16 protein-coding genes are annotated in these 18,404 nt (G+C 39.3%); 11 read left to right on the top strand and 5 right to left on the bottom strand.

Annotation, left to right across the window (positions count from 1 at the left end; genetic code table 11):
• Positions 1 to 46 precede the first annotated feature (46 nt).
• The 8 genes from ccoN to AACH28_RS07955 all read left to right on the top strand — a co-directional run bounded on the left by ccoN (position 47) and on the right by AACH28_RS07955 (position 10,215).
• Positions 47 to 2,185 carry a cytochrome-c oxidase, cbb3-type subunit I gene (gene ccoN / locus AACH28_RS07990; RefSeq protein ID WP_341832681.1) on the top strand — a complete coding sequence of 713 codons (2,139 nt, stop codon included), beginning with the start codon at positions 47 to 49 and terminating at the stop codon, positions 2,183 to 2,185.
• A 4-nt stretch (positions 2,186 to 2,189) separates the two neighbouring features.
• Entirely contained in the window at positions 2,190 to 2,387 is a 198-nt protein-coding gene (locus AACH28_RS07985) for a hypothetical protein (RefSeq protein ID WP_046671935.1), read from the top strand.
• 3 nt (positions 2,388 to 2,390) lie between these two features.
• Positions 2,391 to 3,305 (top strand): cbb3-type cytochrome c oxidase N-terminal domain-containing protein, encoded by a 915-nt coding sequence (locus tag AACH28_RS07980; protein ID WP_341832680.1) that lies wholly within the window; start codon positions 2,391 to 2,393, stop codon positions 3,303 to 3,305.
• A 15-nt stretch (positions 3,306 to 3,320) separates the two neighbouring features.
• Complete coding sequence (gene ccoG, locus AACH28_RS07975; protein WP_341832679.1) at positions 3,321 to 4,709, top strand: cytochrome c oxidase accessory protein CcoG; 1,389 nt, start codon at positions 3,321 to 3,323, stop codon at positions 4,707 to 4,709.
• An 11-nt stretch (positions 4,710 to 4,720) separates the two neighbouring features.
• Positions 4,721 to 5,143, top strand: coding sequence for a FixH family protein (locus tag AACH28_RS07970; RefSeq protein ID WP_336837194.1), 423 nt, complete (start codon positions 4,721 to 4,723; stop codon positions 5,141 to 5,143).
• Positions 5,144 to 5,152: 9 nt separating this feature from the next.
• Entirely contained in the window at positions 5,153 to 5,842 is a 690-nt protein-coding gene (locus AACH28_RS07965) for a sulfite exporter TauE/SafE family protein (RefSeq protein WP_075991728.1), read from the top strand.
• 57 nt (positions 5,843 to 5,899) lie between these two features.
• Positions 5,900 to 7,363, top strand: a complete 1,464-nt coding sequence (gene cls / locus AACH28_RS07960) for a cardiolipin synthase (RefSeq protein ID WP_341832678.1) — start codon at positions 5,900 to 5,902, stop codon at positions 7,361 to 7,363.
• Between the two features lie 128 nt (positions 7,364 to 7,491).
• A complete protein-coding gene (locus tag AACH28_RS07955) occupies positions 7,492 to 10,215 on the top strand; it encodes a carboxypeptidase regulatory-like domain-containing protein (RefSeq protein ID WP_341832677.1) in 2,724 nt (907 codons plus the stop codon).
• A gap of 256 nt (positions 10,216 to 10,471) precedes the next feature.
• Here AACH28_RS07955 and AACH28_RS07950 read toward each other — a convergent pair whose 3' ends face one another.
• Positions 10,472 to 11,053, bottom strand: coding sequence for a thymidine kinase (locus AACH28_RS07950; protein WP_075991734.1), 582 nt, complete (start codon positions 11,051 to 11,053; stop codon positions 10,472 to 10,474).
• 234 nt (positions 11,054 to 11,287) lie between these two features.
• On the opposite strand from AACH28_RS07950, the gene AACH28_RS07945 reads away from it, so the two are divergent.
• Entirely contained in the window at positions 11,288 to 12,307 is a 1,020-nt protein-coding gene (locus tag AACH28_RS07945; protein WP_341832676.1) for a hypothetical protein, read from the top strand.
• Between the two features lie 69 nt (positions 12,308 to 12,376).
• Here the strand turns inward: AACH28_RS07945 and AACH28_RS07940 are convergent, their stop codons facing one another.
• The gene (locus tag AACH28_RS07940) at positions 12,377 to 13,003 is read right to left on the bottom strand and encodes a hypothetical protein (RefSeq protein ID WP_341832675.1); all 627 of its coding nucleotides are present in this window, start codon (positions 13,001 to 13,003) and stop codon (positions 12,377 to 12,379) included.
• A 183-nt stretch (positions 13,004 to 13,186) separates the two neighbouring features.
• Here AACH28_RS07940 and AACH28_RS07935 point away from each other — a divergent pair, with 183 nt between their 5' ends.
• On the top strand, positions 13,187 to 13,501 hold the full coding sequence (locus AACH28_RS07935; RefSeq protein WP_046671896.1) for a YbaB/EbfC family nucleoid-associated protein: 315 nt from the start codon (positions 13,187 to 13,189) through the stop codon (positions 13,499 to 13,501).
• A 10-nt stretch (positions 13,502 to 13,511) separates the two neighbouring features.
• Positions 13,512 to 14,195, top strand: a complete 684-nt coding sequence (locus tag AACH28_RS07930; RefSeq protein ID WP_075991738.1) for a metal-dependent hydrolase — start codon at positions 13,512 to 13,514, stop codon at positions 14,193 to 14,195.
• Between the two features lie 80 nt (positions 14,196 to 14,275).
• Here the strand turns inward: AACH28_RS07930 and AACH28_RS07925 are convergent, their stop codons facing one another.
• From AACH28_RS07925 to AACH28_RS07915, 3 genes are all read right to left on the bottom strand, one after another.
• Positions 14,276 to 15,094 (bottom strand): UDP-2,3-diacylglucosamine diphosphatase, encoded by an 819-nt coding sequence (locus AACH28_RS07925; protein WP_046671898.1) that lies wholly within the window; start codon positions 15,092 to 15,094, stop codon positions 14,276 to 14,278.
• A gap of 423 nt (positions 15,095 to 15,517) precedes the next feature.
• Complete coding sequence (locus AACH28_RS07920) at positions 15,518 to 16,381, bottom strand: N-acetylglucosamine kinase (protein WP_046671899.1); 864 nt, start codon at positions 16,379 to 16,381, stop codon at positions 15,518 to 15,520.
• A gap of 241 nt (positions 16,382 to 16,622) precedes the next feature.
• Positions 16,623 to 18,350 (bottom strand): MFS transporter, encoded by a 1,728-nt coding sequence (locus AACH28_RS07915; protein ID WP_341832674.1) that lies wholly within the window; start codon positions 18,348 to 18,350, stop codon positions 16,623 to 16,625.
• Positions 18,351 to 18,404: the final 54 nt, after the last annotated feature.

Genomic DNA, 18,404 nt, shown 5'->3' with positions numbered 1-18,404 from the left:
TCATAAATTGCTGCTTACTTTTGAACCAGAATCAACAATTTAAGTAATGCAGTTAGAGCAATTTAATTACGACAACAAGATTGTCAGGAATTTCGGAATCGCTACCATTATTTGGGGAATAGTTGGTATGACCATAGGATTGCTTGTGGCGACGCAGCTTGTTTGGCCCCAAATGAACTTCGGATTGCAATTTACTACATTTGGCCGTGTACGTCCTGTGCATACCAATGCGGTGATTTTTGCTTTCGTAGGTAATGGTATTTTTATGGGAGTGTATTACTCCTTACAGCGGGTGCTTAAAGCAAGAATGTTCAGTGATGCTTTGAGTAAGCTCCATTTTTGGGGTTGGCAATTAATTATTGTTGCCTCGGCTATTACACTCCCACTCGGTCTTACTTCAAGCCATGAGTATGCCGAAATGGAATGGCCTATTGATATCGCCATTACCTTCATTTGGGTGGTATTTGGAATCAATATGTTCGGTACTATTATCAAACGACGCGAACGTCATATGTATGTCGCAGTTTGGTTCTATATTGCCACATTTGTTACAGTAGCGGTATTGCATATTGTTAACTCCATCCAATTACCTGTAGCTGGATGGAAAAGCTATTATGTCTACAAAGGCGTACAGGATGCGCTGGTACAATGGTGGTATGGTCACAATGCAGTTGCTTTTTTCTTGACAACTCCTTATTTGGGAATGATGTATTATTTCCTTCCTAAGATGGCCAACCGTCCAGTTTACTCTTACAAGTTAAGTATTCTTCACTTTTGGTCTTTAATCTTTATTTATATCTGGGCAGGTCCTCACCATTTGCTCTATACGGCGCTACCTGGTTGGGTACAGTCTTTAGGGGTTGTATTCTCCATTATGTTGATTGCTCCGAGCTGGGGCGGTATGATCAATGGCTTGTTGACCTTACGTGGTGCCTGGGATAAGGTACGGACAGAGCCTATGTTAAAATTCATGGTCGTGGCCCTTACTTGTTATGGTATGGCGACTTTCGAAGGCCCTATGCTATCTTTAAAGCAGGTGAATGCAATTGCTCACTTTACCGACTGGATCGTAGCACACGTACACGTAGGTGCATTGGGATGGAACGGCTTTATGACATTCGGTATTCTGTACTGGTTGATACCACGTATTTATAAAACGGAGTTATATTCTAAAAAGTTGGCATCAACGCACTTTTGGATAGGTACCTTAGGTATTTTGTTCTATGCTATCCCGATGTATTGGGCAGCTGTAGTACAAGGCTTGATGTGGAAAGAATTTACACCGGAAGGAGTCTTGAAATATCCAAACTTCCTTGCGACAACATTGGAAATTTTGCCAATGCACATGATGCGTGCACTAGGTGGCGCACTTTATCTATCGGGCGTGTTCCTGATGACGTTCAACTTGATCAAAACTATGCAAAAAGGGAAGCTTTTGGCCAATGAGCCTGCAGAAGCTCCTGCATTATTGCCGGTTCAAGTAAACGAACAGTCTCAACACCGCCGCCTTGAACGTAAGCCAATTTTATTTATGGTACTGGCTCTTATTGCGATCCTCATCGGGGGTATGGTGGAGATGGTGCCGACTTTTACAATTTCTAAAAACGTTCCAACGATTGCGAGTGTAAAACCTTATACAGCATTGGAACTGCAGGGAAGGGATCTCTACGTGAGAGAAGGTTGTGTAAACTGTCACACGCAAACTATTCGTCCATTTAGATCCGAAACTGCCCGTTACGGAGAGTATAGTAAGGCGGGAGAGTTTGTTTACGATACACCGTTTTTATGGGGTTCGAAGCGGACGGGACCAGATCTGCATCGAATCGGTGGAAAATACCCAAATAAATGGCACTTTGATCACCTGTTGGATCCGACGATTACCTCGCCAGGAAGTATTATGCCAACATATCCTTGGTTGATCGATCAGAAGCTAGATAATTCTATTCTGCAAGATAAAATGAAAGCGTTACGGAAATTGGGAATTCCCTATACCGATGCGGAAATTGAACATGCTGAGCAGGATCTTACCAAACAGGCACAAAAAATTGCTGATGATCTAAAACAAAATCAAGTGAATGTGTTAGCTGACCGTGAGATTGTAGCTGTAATTGCATACTTACAGCGATTAGGAACAGATATAAAAGCAGCTCCAAAAGTAGCTGATAATGTTAACGCAAATCAATAAAGCCATGTTTAAGCAAATAACAAATCTAAACGGCAGTGAGCTTTATCTAATTGCATCACTTTGGATCTTCTTGGTGTTCTTCATTTCAGTAGCAATAATGTTGTTTCGAATGAAAAAAGACTATGTTACTTATATGAAGGAATTGCCTTTGGAAGAAGATGAAACAGAAAAGGAACTGAATCATTCACCTGAAAGTCTATAATATATGAGTTTATTATTGGATACTGCACCAGCTACCGCAGAAGTTGTTCAATCTACGATAGGATTCGGTACAGATAATTTATACACAGATATCTTAATTGTTGTATTGATCGTTGTGATGCTGGCTCTTCTCGCTTCGGCATTGATGGTCAATCGCGCGATGAAATCCATCATTAAGATTACCATGCCTGAATTGGCCAAGGAGGAAAAACTCAAAAAGGCGGCGAATAAGGGCTGGATGAAAAGGTCGTGGAACAAGATCATGGGGATCAGACCGATTTCAGAAGAAAAGGATATTGTCATAGACCATGAGTATGATGGTATCCGCGAATTGGATAATCCGATTCCGATCTGGTTTAATTTCCTTTTTTATGGAACGATTTTTTTCGGCCTTGTTTACTTATTTGTTTATCAGGTGTCGGGCATCGGAATGAACCAAGACCAGGAGTATGAACATGAGATGGTCGTTGCCGAGAAAGAGCGTCAGGCTTATCTTACTGCTTCTGCGAGCAATGTAGACGAAAGTAGCGTGGAGTTTCAGCCGGAAATGGCAGCTGATGGAAAAGCGATCTTTACCGCAAACTGTGTCGCTTGTCACGGTGGTAGTGGCGAGGGAGGCATCGGACCTAACTTGACCGATAAGTTTTGGCTGCATGGTGGCGAGATTAAAGATATCTTCAAAACCATTAAGTATGGTGTTCCTGATAAAGGAATGGTGCCATGGGAACAAACTTTAAGTCCTGCACAAATCGCACAGGTTGCCAGTTATATTATTACCTTAAGGGATACACACCCTGCTAATCCAAAAGCTCCGCAAGGTGAAGAGGTAACCTATGGCGGTGGCCAGGCTGCAAGCGGAGAGAAGGCGGCGGATGAGAGCAAAGCCGAACAGGCTGAAACAGAAAAAAAAGCAGAGTAATAAATTGAAATAGCAATGAGTACAGTAGTCGTGAATAATGCCAATAACGGTGGATCTAAGTCAAAAAAAAGACAATGGATTTATGCCAAAAAACCGCAGGGAGAGCTTTACAAAAAGAGACAGTGGGTTGGGTATTCACTACTGCTGTTCTTGTTTGTAGTTCCTTTTATCAAAATAAATGGTGAACCGTTTCTCATGTTCAACATTATTGAGCGGAAGTTTTCCATCTTAGGAAATCTGTTCTATCCACAGGATCTCTACATATTCGTATTCGGCATGTTAATCGTGATGGTATGTGTGGTTTTGTTTACTGTTGTCTTTGGACGGGTATGGTGCGGATGGACTTGCCCCCAGACCATTTTTTTGGAATTAATATTTAGACGAATTGAATATTGGATCGAAGGTGATTGGCAACAACAAAAGAAATTGGATGCTGGACCCAATACGGATCAAAAACAATTGAAAAAGTTTTTGAAACATGGTATATTCCTGATCATATCATTTTTCATTTCAAATATCTTTTTGTCTTATATCATCGGTGTTGATGCGTTGATGAAGATTATCACTGATCCATTGGACCAACATATCGGTGGATTGATATCAATCATCATCTTTACATTGGTTTTCTATGGCGTATTTGCGTACGTCAGGGAGATTGTATGTATTGCAATTTGCCCTTATGGCAGATTGCAGGGCGTACTCCTCGATGACCAAAGTATCACTGTTGCATATGATCATAGACGTGGAGAGCCAAGAGGAAAACAGCAAAAGGATGCAACGGCGACGCAGGGAGATTGTGTAGACTGCAAACTATGTGTACATGTATGCCCCACAGGAATTGATATTCGAAATGGTCTGCAATTAGAATGTGTAAGCTGTACGGCCTGTATTGATGCCTGTGATGCTGTCATGGACAAAATTGGAAAGCCTAAAAAGTTAATTGGCTTTTATCCAATGGGTGAGGTTGAAGGAACACTGAAGAAAAAAAGCAATACGAGGGCAATTGCCTATTCTATCGTGTTGGTTGCATTAATGTCGGTCTTTAGTTTTCTGTTGTTCAATCGTTCTCAGGTGGATGGAAGATTGCTTCGGGCAAAGGGAAGTACCTACCAACTTCGCGATGATAAGACAATAAGCAACCTGTATTCTTTGGAATTGATTAATAAGTCTGGTAAAGAAATGCCTTTTAAATTGGTCTGTGATGATCCGCGTTTAAAGATTCAACTGGTCAATCCTATTCAAAAATTGAGTAAAGATGGGCATGCGACACTGAGCTTTTTTCTAATTATCGCGAATAAGGATGTTGAGACCTATAAAAGTAATATAAAATTAGCTATCTATTCGGGAGATAAGAAAGTGGAAAGTTTAAAAACCACTTTTATTGCGCCTCCGGGTATGAATTAAAATGAAAAACAATGAATTGGGGTACAAAGATTTTTTTAACCTTGGCGGTATTTATGTTGTGTATAGTCGGAGCAGGAATATACATGGTAAGTCACGATTCGGATAGTCTGGAAGAAGATGACTATTACGAGCAGGGACTGAATTATGATCAAGCTTACGATAAAAAGCAAAATGTATTGATTATGAAGGAATCACCGACAATAGAAATCAGGCAAGATACCATGTATATCCATTTTGTCTCCAAAGTAAATAAAGGGAAATTGCTGTTTCGAAAACCTTCGGATAACCGATTGGATAAAGAATTACCATTTCAGACAACCAGTAATTTATATACACTGCCCATTTCCACGTTCGATAAAGGAATGTGGAATTTGTATATTGACTGGAAGAGTGTAGGTAAAGATTTTTTGTTTGAAGAGCATATTTTATTCTAGTTTAACGAAATGAGTTATACCTATTTTGCATTTTTCATGGGATTGTTTGGAAGCATACATTGTGCGGTAATGTGTGGTCCATTAATTTTTGCTATTGAAGGAAGGCAGGGTTTTGGTTGGAACGTTTTTTTAAATAAAATACTGTATCAATCCGGCAGGGTACTGACTTATGGTTGTTTAGGACTTTTACTCGGTACGATCGGAACATTTGCGCAGATTCAAGGTTGGCAGCGAAGTTTGAGCTGGGCCACAGGTATTATTCTGATCGGAATTGCTTTATTCCAGCTTATTGGTAAGCATAATCGGAAAATCGCTAGCTGGCAGACGAAGGCTGTGCAGCCAATTGTACGCTTATTGTCGAAATGGCTCTATAAACCGGGGGGGAGTTTTATTGCTGGCGTACTGAATGGCTTATTGCCCTGTGGTATGGTCTACATGGCACTCATGTCGTCCATAAATGCAGACAGTCCACAGCAAAGTTTCTTTTTTATGTTGTGTTTTGGCTTAGGAACTATCCCGCTATTGTTTGCGTTTTCTTTTCTGGGAAATTTCTCCAGATCTTTCAAAATCGGATTTTCGAAATGGGTTCCCTTTCTCTATTTCTTATTGGGAATTTGGTTTATACTCCGGGGTGCCAATTTAGACATTCCTTATTTAAGTCCATTCATTCATGTCGATGGTGCAATAAACTGTGTTTAACGACAAACAATATGTCGATGCTAAGTATTATATTTGGTAAAACCCTTAGCACACAATATGGAGGTACTTCATCATATTTTACAGATTGCATTAGAATATTATTGGATTCCCTTACTCATCCTTTATATTGGTGTAATAGGGACGATTTTGATCGAAAACCGTAATCCTTCCAAGACCATTGCCTGGATTATGGTCATTGTTTTCTTACCTGTCGTCGGTTTGCTCAGTTACTATTTCTTTGGTCAGAAGTTTAAGAAGGTCAAAAGGATGAAACGCGTGTATCGCGAGCAGTCCAAAAAGCTACTGGATGCCTGGCGTAAGGAATCCGAAATTATGGAGGAACATATTGATACGTTAAATGAGCGGATCGGTAGTTTGGCCATGGTATACCGCTACCTTAAAAATCAGAAGATCTCTCCATTCTCCCTCAACAACGATGTAACCCTGTTTATCAATGGGGAAGAAAAGTTTCCGGTACTTATTGATCGTCTTAAAGCTGCGCAGCATTCCATTCACATGGAATATTATATTTGGGAAATGGATGAAATAGGGCAGGAGATCTTACATATTCTAGAAGAAAAAGCAAAAGCTGGGGTCAACGTACGTCTGATATTGGATAGTTTTGGTGCTCCAGATGTAATTAAATATTTACGGCGGCATAAACCCGATTTTGTGTTTCAAGCTTTTCTTCCAGTAACCTTTAGTTCCTTGGCGAATAGCAACTACCGAAATCACCGCAAGATAGCGGTGATCGATGGGAAAATAGGTTTTGTCGGCGGAATCAATATTTCAGATCGGTATATCAATAATGGAAAAAATGAGGTTTATTGGCGGGATACAGCTATGATGGTTGTCGGCGCGGCTGTAAATACGTTGCAAATCCAGTTTTGGAACAGCTGGAACCAGACAGATGGGGAATCGTTTGAATTGGGCCGAGGTTATTTAAACCGATTTCCCCTTACCGATGAAGATGCGAGTGGAGTAGGATTTACAGCCAGTGATCCTGGATCGCCAGCGCCTTTCAATATGGAAGCAATTATTGCCGGTATCAACGAAGCAAAAGAATATGTACAGTTGTGTACGCCATATTTTATTCCCAGCGATCAATTGACGACCGCTTTAATGCTCGCGGTATCTTTAGGAGTGCGTGTGGACTTGATGTTGCCGGCCCAGTCTGATTCGTTTTTTGTACAGCATGCCTCATTCTCGTTTATAAAACCACTGTTGGAAAGAGGAGTCAACGTATACCTTTATACAAAGGGATTTCTGCATGCCAAAACCATCTGTATTGATGGGAAGCTTGCCTATATCGGTACGACAAACTTAGATATCAGAAGTTTTTACATCAATTTTGAAATCTCGGGAATTGTCTCGGATAAAGCGCTTTGCGACCGTCTTAATGCGCAATTTTTGGCTGATATTGAAGTCTCAGATCTGATTACAATCCGAAAATGGATGCAACGAAGCCGCTGGAAAAGAGGAGTTGATTCCATCTGTAGGCTTTTGGCTCCATTGCTTTAAATTACCTTTAAAGAGTCGGTAATGACCCTATGAATAGGTATAATAAATGTTAAAAATACCCCAATGGGGTTGGTCTTTGCTCAAAATTGAATATATTTAGCTATTCATTTTTTATTCTAAGACTTTCAATGAAGCACATAAAACTATTGACTTTATCGATAGGACTGTTAGGAATGGGGAAGACTTATGCCCAGACTACACCTACGTTGCCTATTAATACGATCGTAGAACGAGTTCAGAAATATTTTCAGGTCTACCCAGTTGAAAAGGTACATTTACATTTCGATAAACCATATTATGCGGTGGGGGATACCCTTTGGTTTTCAACCTATTTATCCCGCAATTTGGCCGAATATGAGCCGAGTAAAATAGCTTATGTGGAAGTACTGAACAGTCGTGATTCCCTGATTCAGACACTAAAAATTCCATTGGATAAAGGGGTAGGAAATGGGCAGATTGTACTTGATCCTCAATTTATGTCGCAGGACAATTATCGATTTAGAGCTTACACAAAATGGATGGCCAACTTTGATAATGCCTACTTCTTTAATAAAGTGGTGCCAATCGGTGATGTAATCAATAAGAAATTGATTACAAACATTGAATTTCAAAATAACATTGGTGGTAATAAAACCCAAGCTGTCATACAGTTCCGCGATCGTACGGGAAAACCGATGATCAATTCAAAAATCAATTGGGAGTTTGTGTCGGGATGGGAAACCTTCGATAAGGGCAAAGCTGAGACCGATGGGCTGGGGAAAGTAACCATAAACCTGTCTGCAAAAGAAAAGGCAAATCTGGAGAAAGGACAACTGAAGATAAGCATTCAGGAAAATAAAAATGAAAAACCTTTGTCCAGTTCCTTCTTGCTCAAAAATGCTTTGTGGGATGCAGATGTGCAATTCTTTCCTGAAGGGGGTGATATTATCGCTGGATTGGCCAAAAAAGTTGCATTTAAAGCCATTGGATCCGATGGTAAGGGGCTAAAGGTAAAAGGTAGTATTTTGGATTCAAAGGGCAAGTCGGTAGCGGAGTTTGCAGACTTTGGAACTGGAATGGGCTATTTTTCTCTACTGCCCCTCGCAGGAGAAAATTATCAAGCTGTTGTGAAGTTTGAGAATGGACAGGAGCGCAAATACAAATTGCCGGCTGTTGTCAATGACAAGGTAAATGTTGTTTTTGTAAAACAGGATGCTACGAATGCGGAGTTTGCCGTGGTAACTAGCGAGGAGAATTTTTCAAAGAACCCGGGGCAATCTTATTATGTTTTGGTTCAGTCGAATGGCCATCTCTGTTTTGGCGCGCAGGTGAATTTGAAATCTTCATCCGCATTGGTCAATATTCCGAAAGAGCGTTTGCCAAATGGTATTGTCCAGGTAACCTTATTGAGTCCGGACGGAAAACCTATCAGTGAACGCTTGGCATTTGTTCAAAGCGAAAAGCTTTTAAATATTCAGGTTACCAGCGATAAGCAAAGCTATAAGGCTAAAGACTTGGTCAATCTTAAACTTGCTGTAGACAACAATGGGCAGAAGTTCCCCGGAAGCTATTCAGTCGCTGTAATAGACGAATCCAAAGTTCCCTATAATGATCAGGCAGATCTATCGATTGTGAGCAACTTTCTGTTGACTTCGGACCTCAAAGGAAATGTAGAAAACCCAAATTCATATTTCGATGAAAAGAATCCCAATCGGGATAAAGCGCTGGATGCACTTTTAATGACACAGGGATACCGTCGATTTGACTACCCGAAACTTATATCGGAGAAGTTGCCACAGATCAGTTTTCTTCCCGAGCAAGGAATTGAATTATCCGGTATACTTCGGATGAATACTGGACGCCCTTATCCAAACGGTGGATTACTTTTGACGATACCTTCCCGCAACATTAAGAAGGATGTGTATACAGATCAAAATGGACGTTTCGCCTTTAAGGATCTTGTGTTCCCGGATTCGTCCAAAGTAACGGTTAATGCCCGATCGAATGACAATTACCGAAGCTTGGTTATCAATATGGACCAGAGCTTTTACCCCGAGATCGATAAGAATAATGGCTATAAGAGTTATTTTGTACCTAATATAGACCAGGCTTTTGCTCCTTATTTGGCGAATAGCCGAAAAGAGTATCGAAAATCGATTCTCTTGGATGAGGTCGAAGTGACGGCTGTAGTGAAGAAAGTAATCACCAATAAAGATTTCCCTTCTATTTCGGGACTGTCCATGCCGGAACACCGTATTGAACCCGAACGTTTGACCGGTTGTAACGTGTTGACTATGTGTCTTCAAACGGTATTGACGGGCATTACTTATGATCCGCAGACATTGAAATATTATGTTTCCCGCGATTATAATGCGGGGGGACGCACGCCTGTTCAGTTCTTTCTGAACGGTATGGCTATTGATGAGCCTGGATTGAACAGCATCAATGTCGCGGATATCGAAGGAATCGAAATCTTCTTACGTGATGAATTGGGAACAGTCTCCAGAATGTATCAAAATAATGGTGTTGTGTCCATTTATACGAAAAAAGTGGAAGCGAAGAAGCCGCGAATGTCATTGAGTGAAATTGAGAGCATGTTGCCAAAATCAAATGTAATCGATATGTATCCTTTGGGCTATATTAAAGAACGCAAATTCTATGTTCCAAAATATGATACGCCGGAAAGAAAGGCTGCAAACGATTTGAGAACGACCATTTACTGGAATCCGAAAGTTTCGATCACAGAGACCGGGGAGGCGGCTATTCAGTTTTATAATGCCGACGGAAATGGAAATTACAAGGTAATCGTCGAGGGAATGGATCAAACCGGGAATATCGGCCGTAAGGTAATAAACTACGGTGTTCAGCCTTAAAACTTGTATATAGGAGTTGATCAAAAAAGAACGCTGTTTTCAGTCAAAGAGAGCAGCGTTCTTTTTTTTGTTAAAAAAAACACCTCCTTGATGGGCAAGGAGGTGCTAACTAACCAATTATAAACCTAAATTATGAAAAGTATTTTGTCGCTATTAATAGCGCTAATCTTCTTATTTATAAAGTATATTTCAAATCCTATGCCAAATAGAGCTTATAGCACTTTTGGCAGATTTTTAGTTGACTTTTTTGATCAGGCTACTTGTTCAAGTGGAAATAACAGGGTCTACAACGTGGTTCATAAGCGTCTTTTTCACCTAAAAGTACAGTTTCGGTATCCTTGGTCAGGCGATAGGAATAATTCGCTGGAGCGCCACATTGCATGCAAACCGCATGTACTTTCGTAACGTGTTCGGCTACAGCCATTAGATTGGGGATTGGGCCAAATGGTTGCCCTTGAAAATCCATATCGAGTCCGGCAACAATTACCCGGATACCACTATTTGCCAATTTGACACACACCTCTGTCAAACCGTCATCAAAAAATTGTGCCTCATCGATTCCGACAACTTGGGTAGATGAACTCAAGAGTAGGATCGCTGAAGAATGATCAACCGGTGTTGACGGGATGCTATTACTATCGTGAGAAACGACCAACTTTTCATCGTATCGTTTGTCAACCGATGGTTTAAAGATTTCGACATTCAGACGTGCATATTGTGCTCGTTTTAGCCTGCGAATCAATTCTTCTGTCTTGCCTGAGAACATCGAGCCACAGACAATTTCAATGCTACCATATTGAGCGGGGCGCAAAGCCAAATTATGTTCGGAAAAAAGCATTTGATTCATTTAATTTTGTCGGAAGGTCTGCAAATAAGGTGATTTTTGTAAAATGACCTCCCATTATATTCTGTTTTTGACACTGCTAATATCAGAATTAAATATTAAATTTGGGTAGCAAAAAAGTGAAGGTAAATCCAAATATTTCTAAATCAAAGGATTGAGTTTTCCACTTTTCGGTCGGTTGAAGGTATAAGTATTATAAATGATTAATTGGTGATTTCAAATAGAACTATGGGTACTAAAGAGGAAATTTTTAATAAGATAGGCGATTTATTACAGGATTTAAATGGACAATATCTGACCTTGTCAGAGCAGGGTAGTTTGTCCGAAATTAACGAATTAGTAACACTGGAAGCGAAAGCTCAGGCTGTAGCGGCTTACATAACTTTACTCAAGACCAAGGCTGTTCTTCAGGAAGGTCAATCGCAGCATGCTTTAAGTACTGCAGCCTTGGACAGTAAGAAGATTGCTTTCAACGATTATTTTACCCCACCTTCGACCATTATAACATCGGCGCAACAAGTTGATGCTGAACAGCCTCAAAAAGAGGTTCAAGAAGCTAAACCAGTTGAAGATTTCAGCCGTGGAAATGAAGAAAGCATTCTGGTAAATGAAGAAACTATTGTGGCGGAAAAAGAAGTCCCATTTGTTTCTGAAAGTGAACCTATCCAATCGGAAGAGTCTAGTCCTGAAGTTGTTGAATCTGTCGTTCCTCCAGTTGCTTCAATTCCCCCTGTTTTTGCAGCTGCCCCAGAGGAGGAATTAGCTTATCCGACAGAAAAGGAAGCTACTACGCAAGTCGAAGAACCGACTGTCTTTGTTACAGAAGTAATCGAAGAACCAAAAGAAATCGTTATTGAACAGCCGCAAGAAGTTTTTATTCAGGAGGAAATCAATACGGTCATTGAGGAAGCTCCGGCGAGACCATTGACCTTAAATGAAATTATCTCTCAACAGAAACAAGCCGGCGTTCAGAATCGTGTTTATCAGGTGAATCAATCTGGCAATAGCGATAAGCTCACAGACATTAAAGCAGGGATAAGCTTAAATGACAAACTCTTATTTATTAAGGATTTGTTTAATGGGTATAGTTTAGCGTATAGTGAGGCTGTTGAGTTATTGAACAGGTTTACAAGCTACGCGGAAGCGGATGCATTTTTGCAGACAAATTATGCGATTAAAAATAAATGGGCCGAGAAGCCACATACCGTTGAAAAATTATACGACGTCCTACGGAGAAGATATAACTAGAATTATAAAACATAAAAAACAGCTCTCGTTCTACCGGAGCTGTTTTTTTATGCCTATATTTTTGGTTCTTTAGCTTAGTTGAAATTGTAACCAATCGTTTCCTTCATGACCATATACAAAATATTTTGGCTGAAGAATTTCGGCTAAGGATTCGAGTTCGCTCAAATAATTGTATCCGGGAATCTGTGCAAATTGTTCACTGGTCATAATAAAGACCTGATCGAGTTCGATAGCTTTGGATGAAGCGATAGCTGCCGTATTCAACAATTGTGGGATTTGGATAAATGTCTGTTCCCCATGGCCGATGACAATGATTTTATCGGCATCATTTTCTGTCGTAACTGGAATACCACCTGCAATTTTTATGGCTTCCTGCAGATAGGCAGAACGGTTTATTACAAGGGGCTGTATTTGGTCTAGCACCAATACCTTGGGCCTGTCAGTGGCCGAAATAAACTTAAGCTTATGGATTAGAATACTTGTTTCGTCTTCAATTTTTTCAACCAGTTCAACTGTTTTATCGATGGCATCGAGAGCAGTCCCAATACGTTTGATATAGGAGATCATATCATCGATGTCGACAAGTTGAGGGCGATCTGAAATCAATGTGTCGTAGGTTTCAGCTGGAATAGCTGCCGAATTTAGATCCAACTGGTCCAAAATATGGGCGACTAGTTTTTCTTGATTGCTTTGCATGTTGCAAAAATACAAAACCTTCCTGACTTCGCAGACACCAAGCGCAATGAAAGCGAACTGAAGGTTCTTTCTGTTCAATAAGATCAGACACTTTCAAAAAAAGGGAGGCATTGGCGAAAGTAAATTAGCAATAGTAGGTATGCGCAGATTTTTGTAAATTGGCCTGAAATAAATGATATAAATATGTTTGACAAATTATTTCAAGCCCAGCAAAAGGCGGAGGAAATCAAGAAAAGATTGGATTCAATTTCTGTGTCTGGTGAAGTGGAAGGTGGTTTAATCCGTGTGGTAGCGACAGCAAACAAAGAGATAAAAGAGGTTACCATCGATCCTGTATTTTTATCAAACGCAGATAAGGAAGAATTGGAGGAGTTACTTGTGGTTGCTTTGAATAAGGCAATTGCCCAAGCTGAGAATATCAGTCAGGCTGAAATGCAGGCTGCAAGCAAGGATATGTTGGGTGGATTAGGAGGACTAGGTGGATTGTTTAATCAATAGCGATATTATCATGAAAGCAACTTATTATGGACAATCATGTGTGGAGTTTGATTTTGACGGAACGAAGGTTCTTTTAGATCCATTTGTTACGTATAACCCACTTGCAAAAGAAATCGATGTAAATACAATTAAACCGGATTATATCTTTTTAAGTCATGGTCATCAGGACCATGTGGCAGATATGGCGACGATTCAAAAAAACAGCGGTGCCACTGTTTTAGCGATTGTTGAAACGGCAGGCTGGGTGAGAAGACAGGGGGTACCTGATGATAAAGTTATCGAGTTTAACTTGGGCGGAACGGTTCAACTACCTTTTGGTTCGGTAAAGATGGTATATGCTGCACATACCAATAGTACACCTGATGGTCAATACGGTGGGTTTCCTGTAGGTTTTGTCTTTAATGTAAAAGGCAAGCGAATTTATTTTGCTGGAGACACTGCATTAACCATGGAAATGAAATTGCTGGCAGACATGAAGCTGGATTGGGCATTTTTGCCTATTGGTGGGCATTATACAATGGATGTGGATGATGCAATTAAAGCCGCTGAATTTGTGAATTGTGCTCGGGTAGTTGGTATTCATTACGATTCATTTCCGCCAATAACGATCGATAAACAACAAGCTTTGGATAAATTCCAAAATGAGGATATTTCATTGTCATTGCCGGAAATCGGTTCAACATTTGAGTTATAAACCATACAACAAAAAGCCGAGCTAGCTCGGCTTTTTGTTGTATGGTTTTCCTGATTTTATGCAGATCTGCGTTGTGTTCATTAAGATATGACAATCTTTTTAAGATCTTCCAGGCTGAAAAGAGGGATATCGATGATTTTATTCTTCAGGATTTGTTCTTTGTTTTCTTCAAAATAGAACAGCTTCCATTCTCCATTTTTATATTCTAAACTACTGAGGTTTTCAATCCAGTCCCCTGAGTTCATATAGGTACAGGTTCCTTTTCGTGTTATAACTTCTTTGATTTGAGGTTGATGGATGTGTCCACAGATAACGAAATCATAATTTTTTTCAATCGCTAGTTCAGTAGCCGTATGTTCAAAATCCGATATATACTTGACGGCTTTTTTAACAGAGTTTTTGATCTTTTTAGAAAGAGAATATTTCTCCTTACCCATTTTATCCAGGCAGTAATTAATGATATTATTGAGCTGGATAAGTTTGTCATAGCCCCATCCACCCAGCTTGGCCAACCATTTAGAATGATGAATGGATGCGTCGAAAACGTCTCCATGAAAGATCCATACTTTTTGATTATTGAGTGAGAGAAGGAGTTTATTGCTCAGCTTGATATTACCTAATTTTAGATCGGTAAATTTGCGCAGCATTTCATCGTGGTTGCCCGTGATGTAATGCACCTCTGTGCCCGAAGAGCTCATGTCAATGATTTTTTTGATGACTTTGAGATGTTCCTGTGGGAAATAACTTTTTTTAAATTGCCAAATGTCTACGATGTCTCCATTGAGTATCAGTATTTTGGGAGATACGGACTCTAGGTAAAGTAAAAGCTCTTTAGCTCTACTACCGTAGGTACCTAGGTGTAAATCTGAGATTACAAGTATATCAAGGCTTCTTTTCATTTGCAATAAATTTGTTTATTCATCTATGTCTACAAAGATGTCTCGACCTTTGTTGATTTTGTTGTTTGTCCCGCTGTTGAGGACTATAGTTCACCTTTGACGGATTTGCCTGAAATGAATCGATCATGATCGGTCTATTTTACCGTTTTTTGTATTATTGTATGCCACGATTTTTCATTCAATAAATCTGTTATCTTCTTTTACAAAAAAAAGATACTTTTATTTTGTACCGATGAAATTGCTGTTATTAAATCATTAAAATGTCTTGTAAAACGGTATGAATTAGTTTATTGGAAATTAATATTAGCGGAGGATTTTCATTTAGGAGAAGACCATAAAGTCAAGAGAGTGGGGGAAGAGCTACAAAAAAAGGTATCCAATTTTATTGAATACCTTTCTTATGTTAAAGATTATTTTTCTTTTTTATTTGGCAGTTGCTGCCGCTCTATCGATGTGGAATTGTACTAAATCATCGATAGGAGAACGTAAGATCTTACCTACTTTCATTCCATATTGCTCAGCTTTTTCAGCTAATACATTTCTGAAATTATAACCTACCGAACCGATACAGTTGAAAGTATAGCTTTGATAATTAGGGTATTTGCTGACAAGATTTCTGAAAAATGCTTCAAAAGCTTCATCGACGATATTACGTGTATATTCGATATTTACATTGTTGTCATAGACAAATTTGCTAAAGCTAGCACAAAAACGATTTGGCATAGGTTTAGTATAAACCGCGTCCATAATTTCGTCTTTTGTCATTTTATACGTGTTATAGAATACTTCTTTAACATCTTTAGGCATCAAATTACGAACATAGTCTGCCAATAATTTTTTACCAATATAACTACCAGAACCTTCATCACCTAAAATGTAAGCACCTGAGTCGATGTTTAATGTGATTTCTTTGCCGTCATAGAGACAAGAGTTTGTTCCTGTTCCTAAGATCGCAGCAAATCCGGCTTGAGTTCCTAATAATGCTCTTGCTGCTGCAAGAAGATCGTGTCCTACTTCAACTTCAGCTGTAGTAAATACTTGTTTTAAGGCATCAACTACAATTTGTGCTTTTTCCTTGTTATGAACACCTGCACCATAATAGTTTACTTCTGAGATTTTTTCAAAAGGTAAATCTTGCGGTAGTCCTTTTTTTAGGGAGTTTACAATGTATTCACTATCAACAAAATAAGGGTTATATCCTTCTGTGTTGAAGTAGATTTTTTTATTCGAATCGTCTAACAAACACCAGTTTGTTTTTGTTGATCCCCCGTCAGCAATGATTATCATTATTGAGTAGTTTTAATTGTGTTTATCGTTATAAAATGAGTAATCAATTCATTAATCAATTCCCCGAAAATACATTTTTTAATTTTAAATATCATAATTTATCCGCGTATTTTTCAAAAAATAAATTTTTGTACTTTGGTGACTATATAAAAAAACTGGCTTAACGATGTTGTTAAGCCAGTTTTTGAGCTGTTTAATAAAATTGTTTAAATAGTGTACTATTTACAATTAGTGAGGGGTATTAATGGCCCCCTTCAGCCTCTATTTCGTCAATATTGACTCCTTGTTTTGTTAATATTCCCTTAACAAATATCGCAAAGAAAACAACATAACAGAATCCGATTAATGGTAGAATATACGAGTTATGGATGCCGATAATATCCGCTAATTTTCCTTGGATCGGAGGAAGAACACCACCACCAAGAATCATCATGACAAGAAATGCCGAACCTTGAGCGGTATATTTACCTAAACCTACAATCGATAAACTGAAAATCGAGGACCACATAATTGAACATGCAAGACCGCCTGATAAGAAAGCGTAGATTGCAATAGTACCCGATGAGAATAGGCCAATTAACATCGCTATGATTCCAAATAATCCGAAAATAATCAATGTACGAGCAGGTTTTTCTTTACTTAGATAGAATGCTACAATTTGAAGAAGAATACATACTACGTAATAATAGAGATGTGACATTTCAAATCCTGCAAGCGTATTTACTCCGATGATAATGGAGAATGCAATCAGAGGAACGATAATTAATAATCCATTTTTGGCCGATTTACTTAAGTTAAAGGCTGTAATTGCGCCGGCCCAACGACCAATCATCATACTCCCCCAATACATAGATACATAAGGTGTAATTTGCGAGGATTGTAAATGACCAAATTCCTTCAATGTCAATAATTCCCCGAGGTTACTACCGATAGCAACTTCGATACCGACATAGATAAATAGGGCGAGCATACCCAAAGCCAATTGTGGATATTTCATTGCACCCCAGCCTTCTGGATTTTTTTGTGCGCTCTTATTGGAGAATAATAAACCGCCGATCACAACGACCAATGCTCCGGCCAACCATAGCATACGTTGCATTTCGAGTGGTTTGGCCACTTCTTTAATGTGCAATTTGAGTTGGTCAATCTGAACCTGATCCGTTAAACTTGAAACCTGTTTATGCAATTGCTCTACCTGCAAGGCTAAATCGCTCTTATAGCTTAGAAAAACCGGTGTGAACATACCAAAAAGTAGTACGGTCATAATGATCAATGTACGTAAAGCTTTATTAGCCTTTTCCATTGGTTCATCACTAATGCCAGCAGGAACTTTTTTACTGAAATTAAATAATGCTGCAGCAAGCAGAAACAATAGACCAACACCTATGTAAAGATAAACAACCTTGTTTAAAGGAAGGTTAGCGATCTCGGAGTCAGAAATAGGCTCAAAAGTTCCGAATAAGGAAAATCCGATAACAAGAGGTCCTATGGTTGTACCAAATGAGTTGATACCACCACCTAGGTTCACACGGGAAGCACCCGTTTTCGGATCGCCCAATAAAACGGCAAATGGATTTGCTGCAGTCTGTTGTAATGAAAAACCAAGGGCTACAACGAATAATCCCAACAACATACCAACATATAAGTTTACTTCGACAGCAACAATCATGGCTGCTGCACCCAAGGCCGAGAAAAGTAAACCGTAAACGATACTCTTTTTATATCCCCATTTTCCAACCAGGTCCTTTCCTCCGATTGAACTGAAAATAAATAGTAACAATGCACCAATATAATAGGCTGTATAAAAAGCAAAGTCTATTAACTGGGATTGAAACTGGTCTAAATGAAAGTAATTTTTGCAGAACGGTATAAAAACACTGTTCCCTGCCGCAATGAACCCCCAAAAGAAAAACACAATAATCAATGTGTAGAGTGCGGGGTAATTGGTTTTAGTTTGTTGCTGTTCCATATAAGGGATCTAAAAACTTAAATTTTGAAAGGTACGAACTTATGAAAAAAAATA

The sequence above is a fragment of the Sphingobacterium thalpophilum genome (assembly GCF_038396785.1).
Taxonomy (GTDB): Bacteria; Bacteroidota; Bacteroidia; order Sphingobacteriales; family Sphingobacteriaceae; genus Sphingobacterium; species Sphingobacterium thalpophilum_A.
This window is presented reverse-complemented; position numbering and strand designations above follow the sequence as displayed.

Coding starts and splice junctions, on each gene's coding strand:
- AACH28_RS07965 (WP_075991728.1), top strand. CDS start 5,153: ATGAGTTATACCTATTTTGCATTTTTCATGGGATTGTTTGGAAGCATA.
- AACH28_RS07970 (WP_336837194.1), top strand. CDS start 4,721: ATGAATTGGGGTACAAAGATTTTTTTAACCTTGGCGGTATTTATGTTG.
- AACH28_RS07925 (WP_046671898.1), bottom strand. CDS start 15,094: ATGAAAAGAAGCCTTGATATACTTGTAATCTCAGATTTACACCTAGGT.
- AACH28_RS07955 (WP_341832677.1), top strand. CDS start 7,492: ATGAAGCACATAAAACTATTGACTTTATCGATAGGACTGTTAGGAATG.
- AACH28_RS07940 (WP_341832675.1), bottom strand. CDS start 13,003: ATGCAAAGCAATCAAGAAAAACTAGTCGCCCATATTTTGGACCAGTTG.
- AACH28_RS07980 (WP_341832680.1), top strand. CDS start 2,391: ATGAGTTTATTATTGGATACTGCACCAGCTACCGCAGAAGTTGTTCAA.
- AACH28_RS07935 (WP_046671896.1), top strand. CDS start 13,187: ATGTTTGACAAATTATTTCAAGCCCAGCAAAAGGCGGAGGAAATCAAG.
- AACH28_RS07950 (WP_075991734.1), bottom strand. CDS start 11,053: ATGCTTTTTTCCGAACATAATTTGGCTTTGCGCCCCGCTCAATATGGT.
- AACH28_RS07985 (WP_046671935.1), top strand. CDS start 2,190: ATGTTTAAGCAAATAACAAATCTAAACGGCAGTGAGCTTTATCTAATT.
- AACH28_RS07920 (WP_046671899.1), bottom strand. CDS start 16,381: ATGATAATCATTGCTGACGGGGGATCAACAAAAACAAACTGGTGTTTG.
- ccoN (WP_341832681.1), top strand. CDS start 47: ATGCAGTTAGAGCAATTTAATTACGACAACAAGATTGTCAGGAATTTC.
- AACH28_RS07915 (WP_341832674.1), bottom strand. CDS start 18,350: ATGGAACAGCAACAAACTAAAACCAATTACCCCGCACTCTACACATTG.
- AACH28_RS07945 (WP_341832676.1), top strand. CDS start 11,288: ATGGGTACTAAAGAGGAAATTTTTAATAAGATAGGCGATTTATTACAG.
- ccoG (WP_341832679.1), top strand. CDS start 3,321: ATGAGTACAGTAGTCGTGAATAATGCCAATAACGGTGGATCTAAGTCA.
- cls (WP_341832678.1), top strand. CDS start 5,900: ATGGAGGTACTTCATCATATTTTACAGATTGCATTAGAATATTATTGG.
- AACH28_RS07930 (WP_075991738.1), top strand. CDS start 13,512: ATGAAAGCAACTTATTATGGACAATCATGTGTGGAGTTTGATTTTGAC.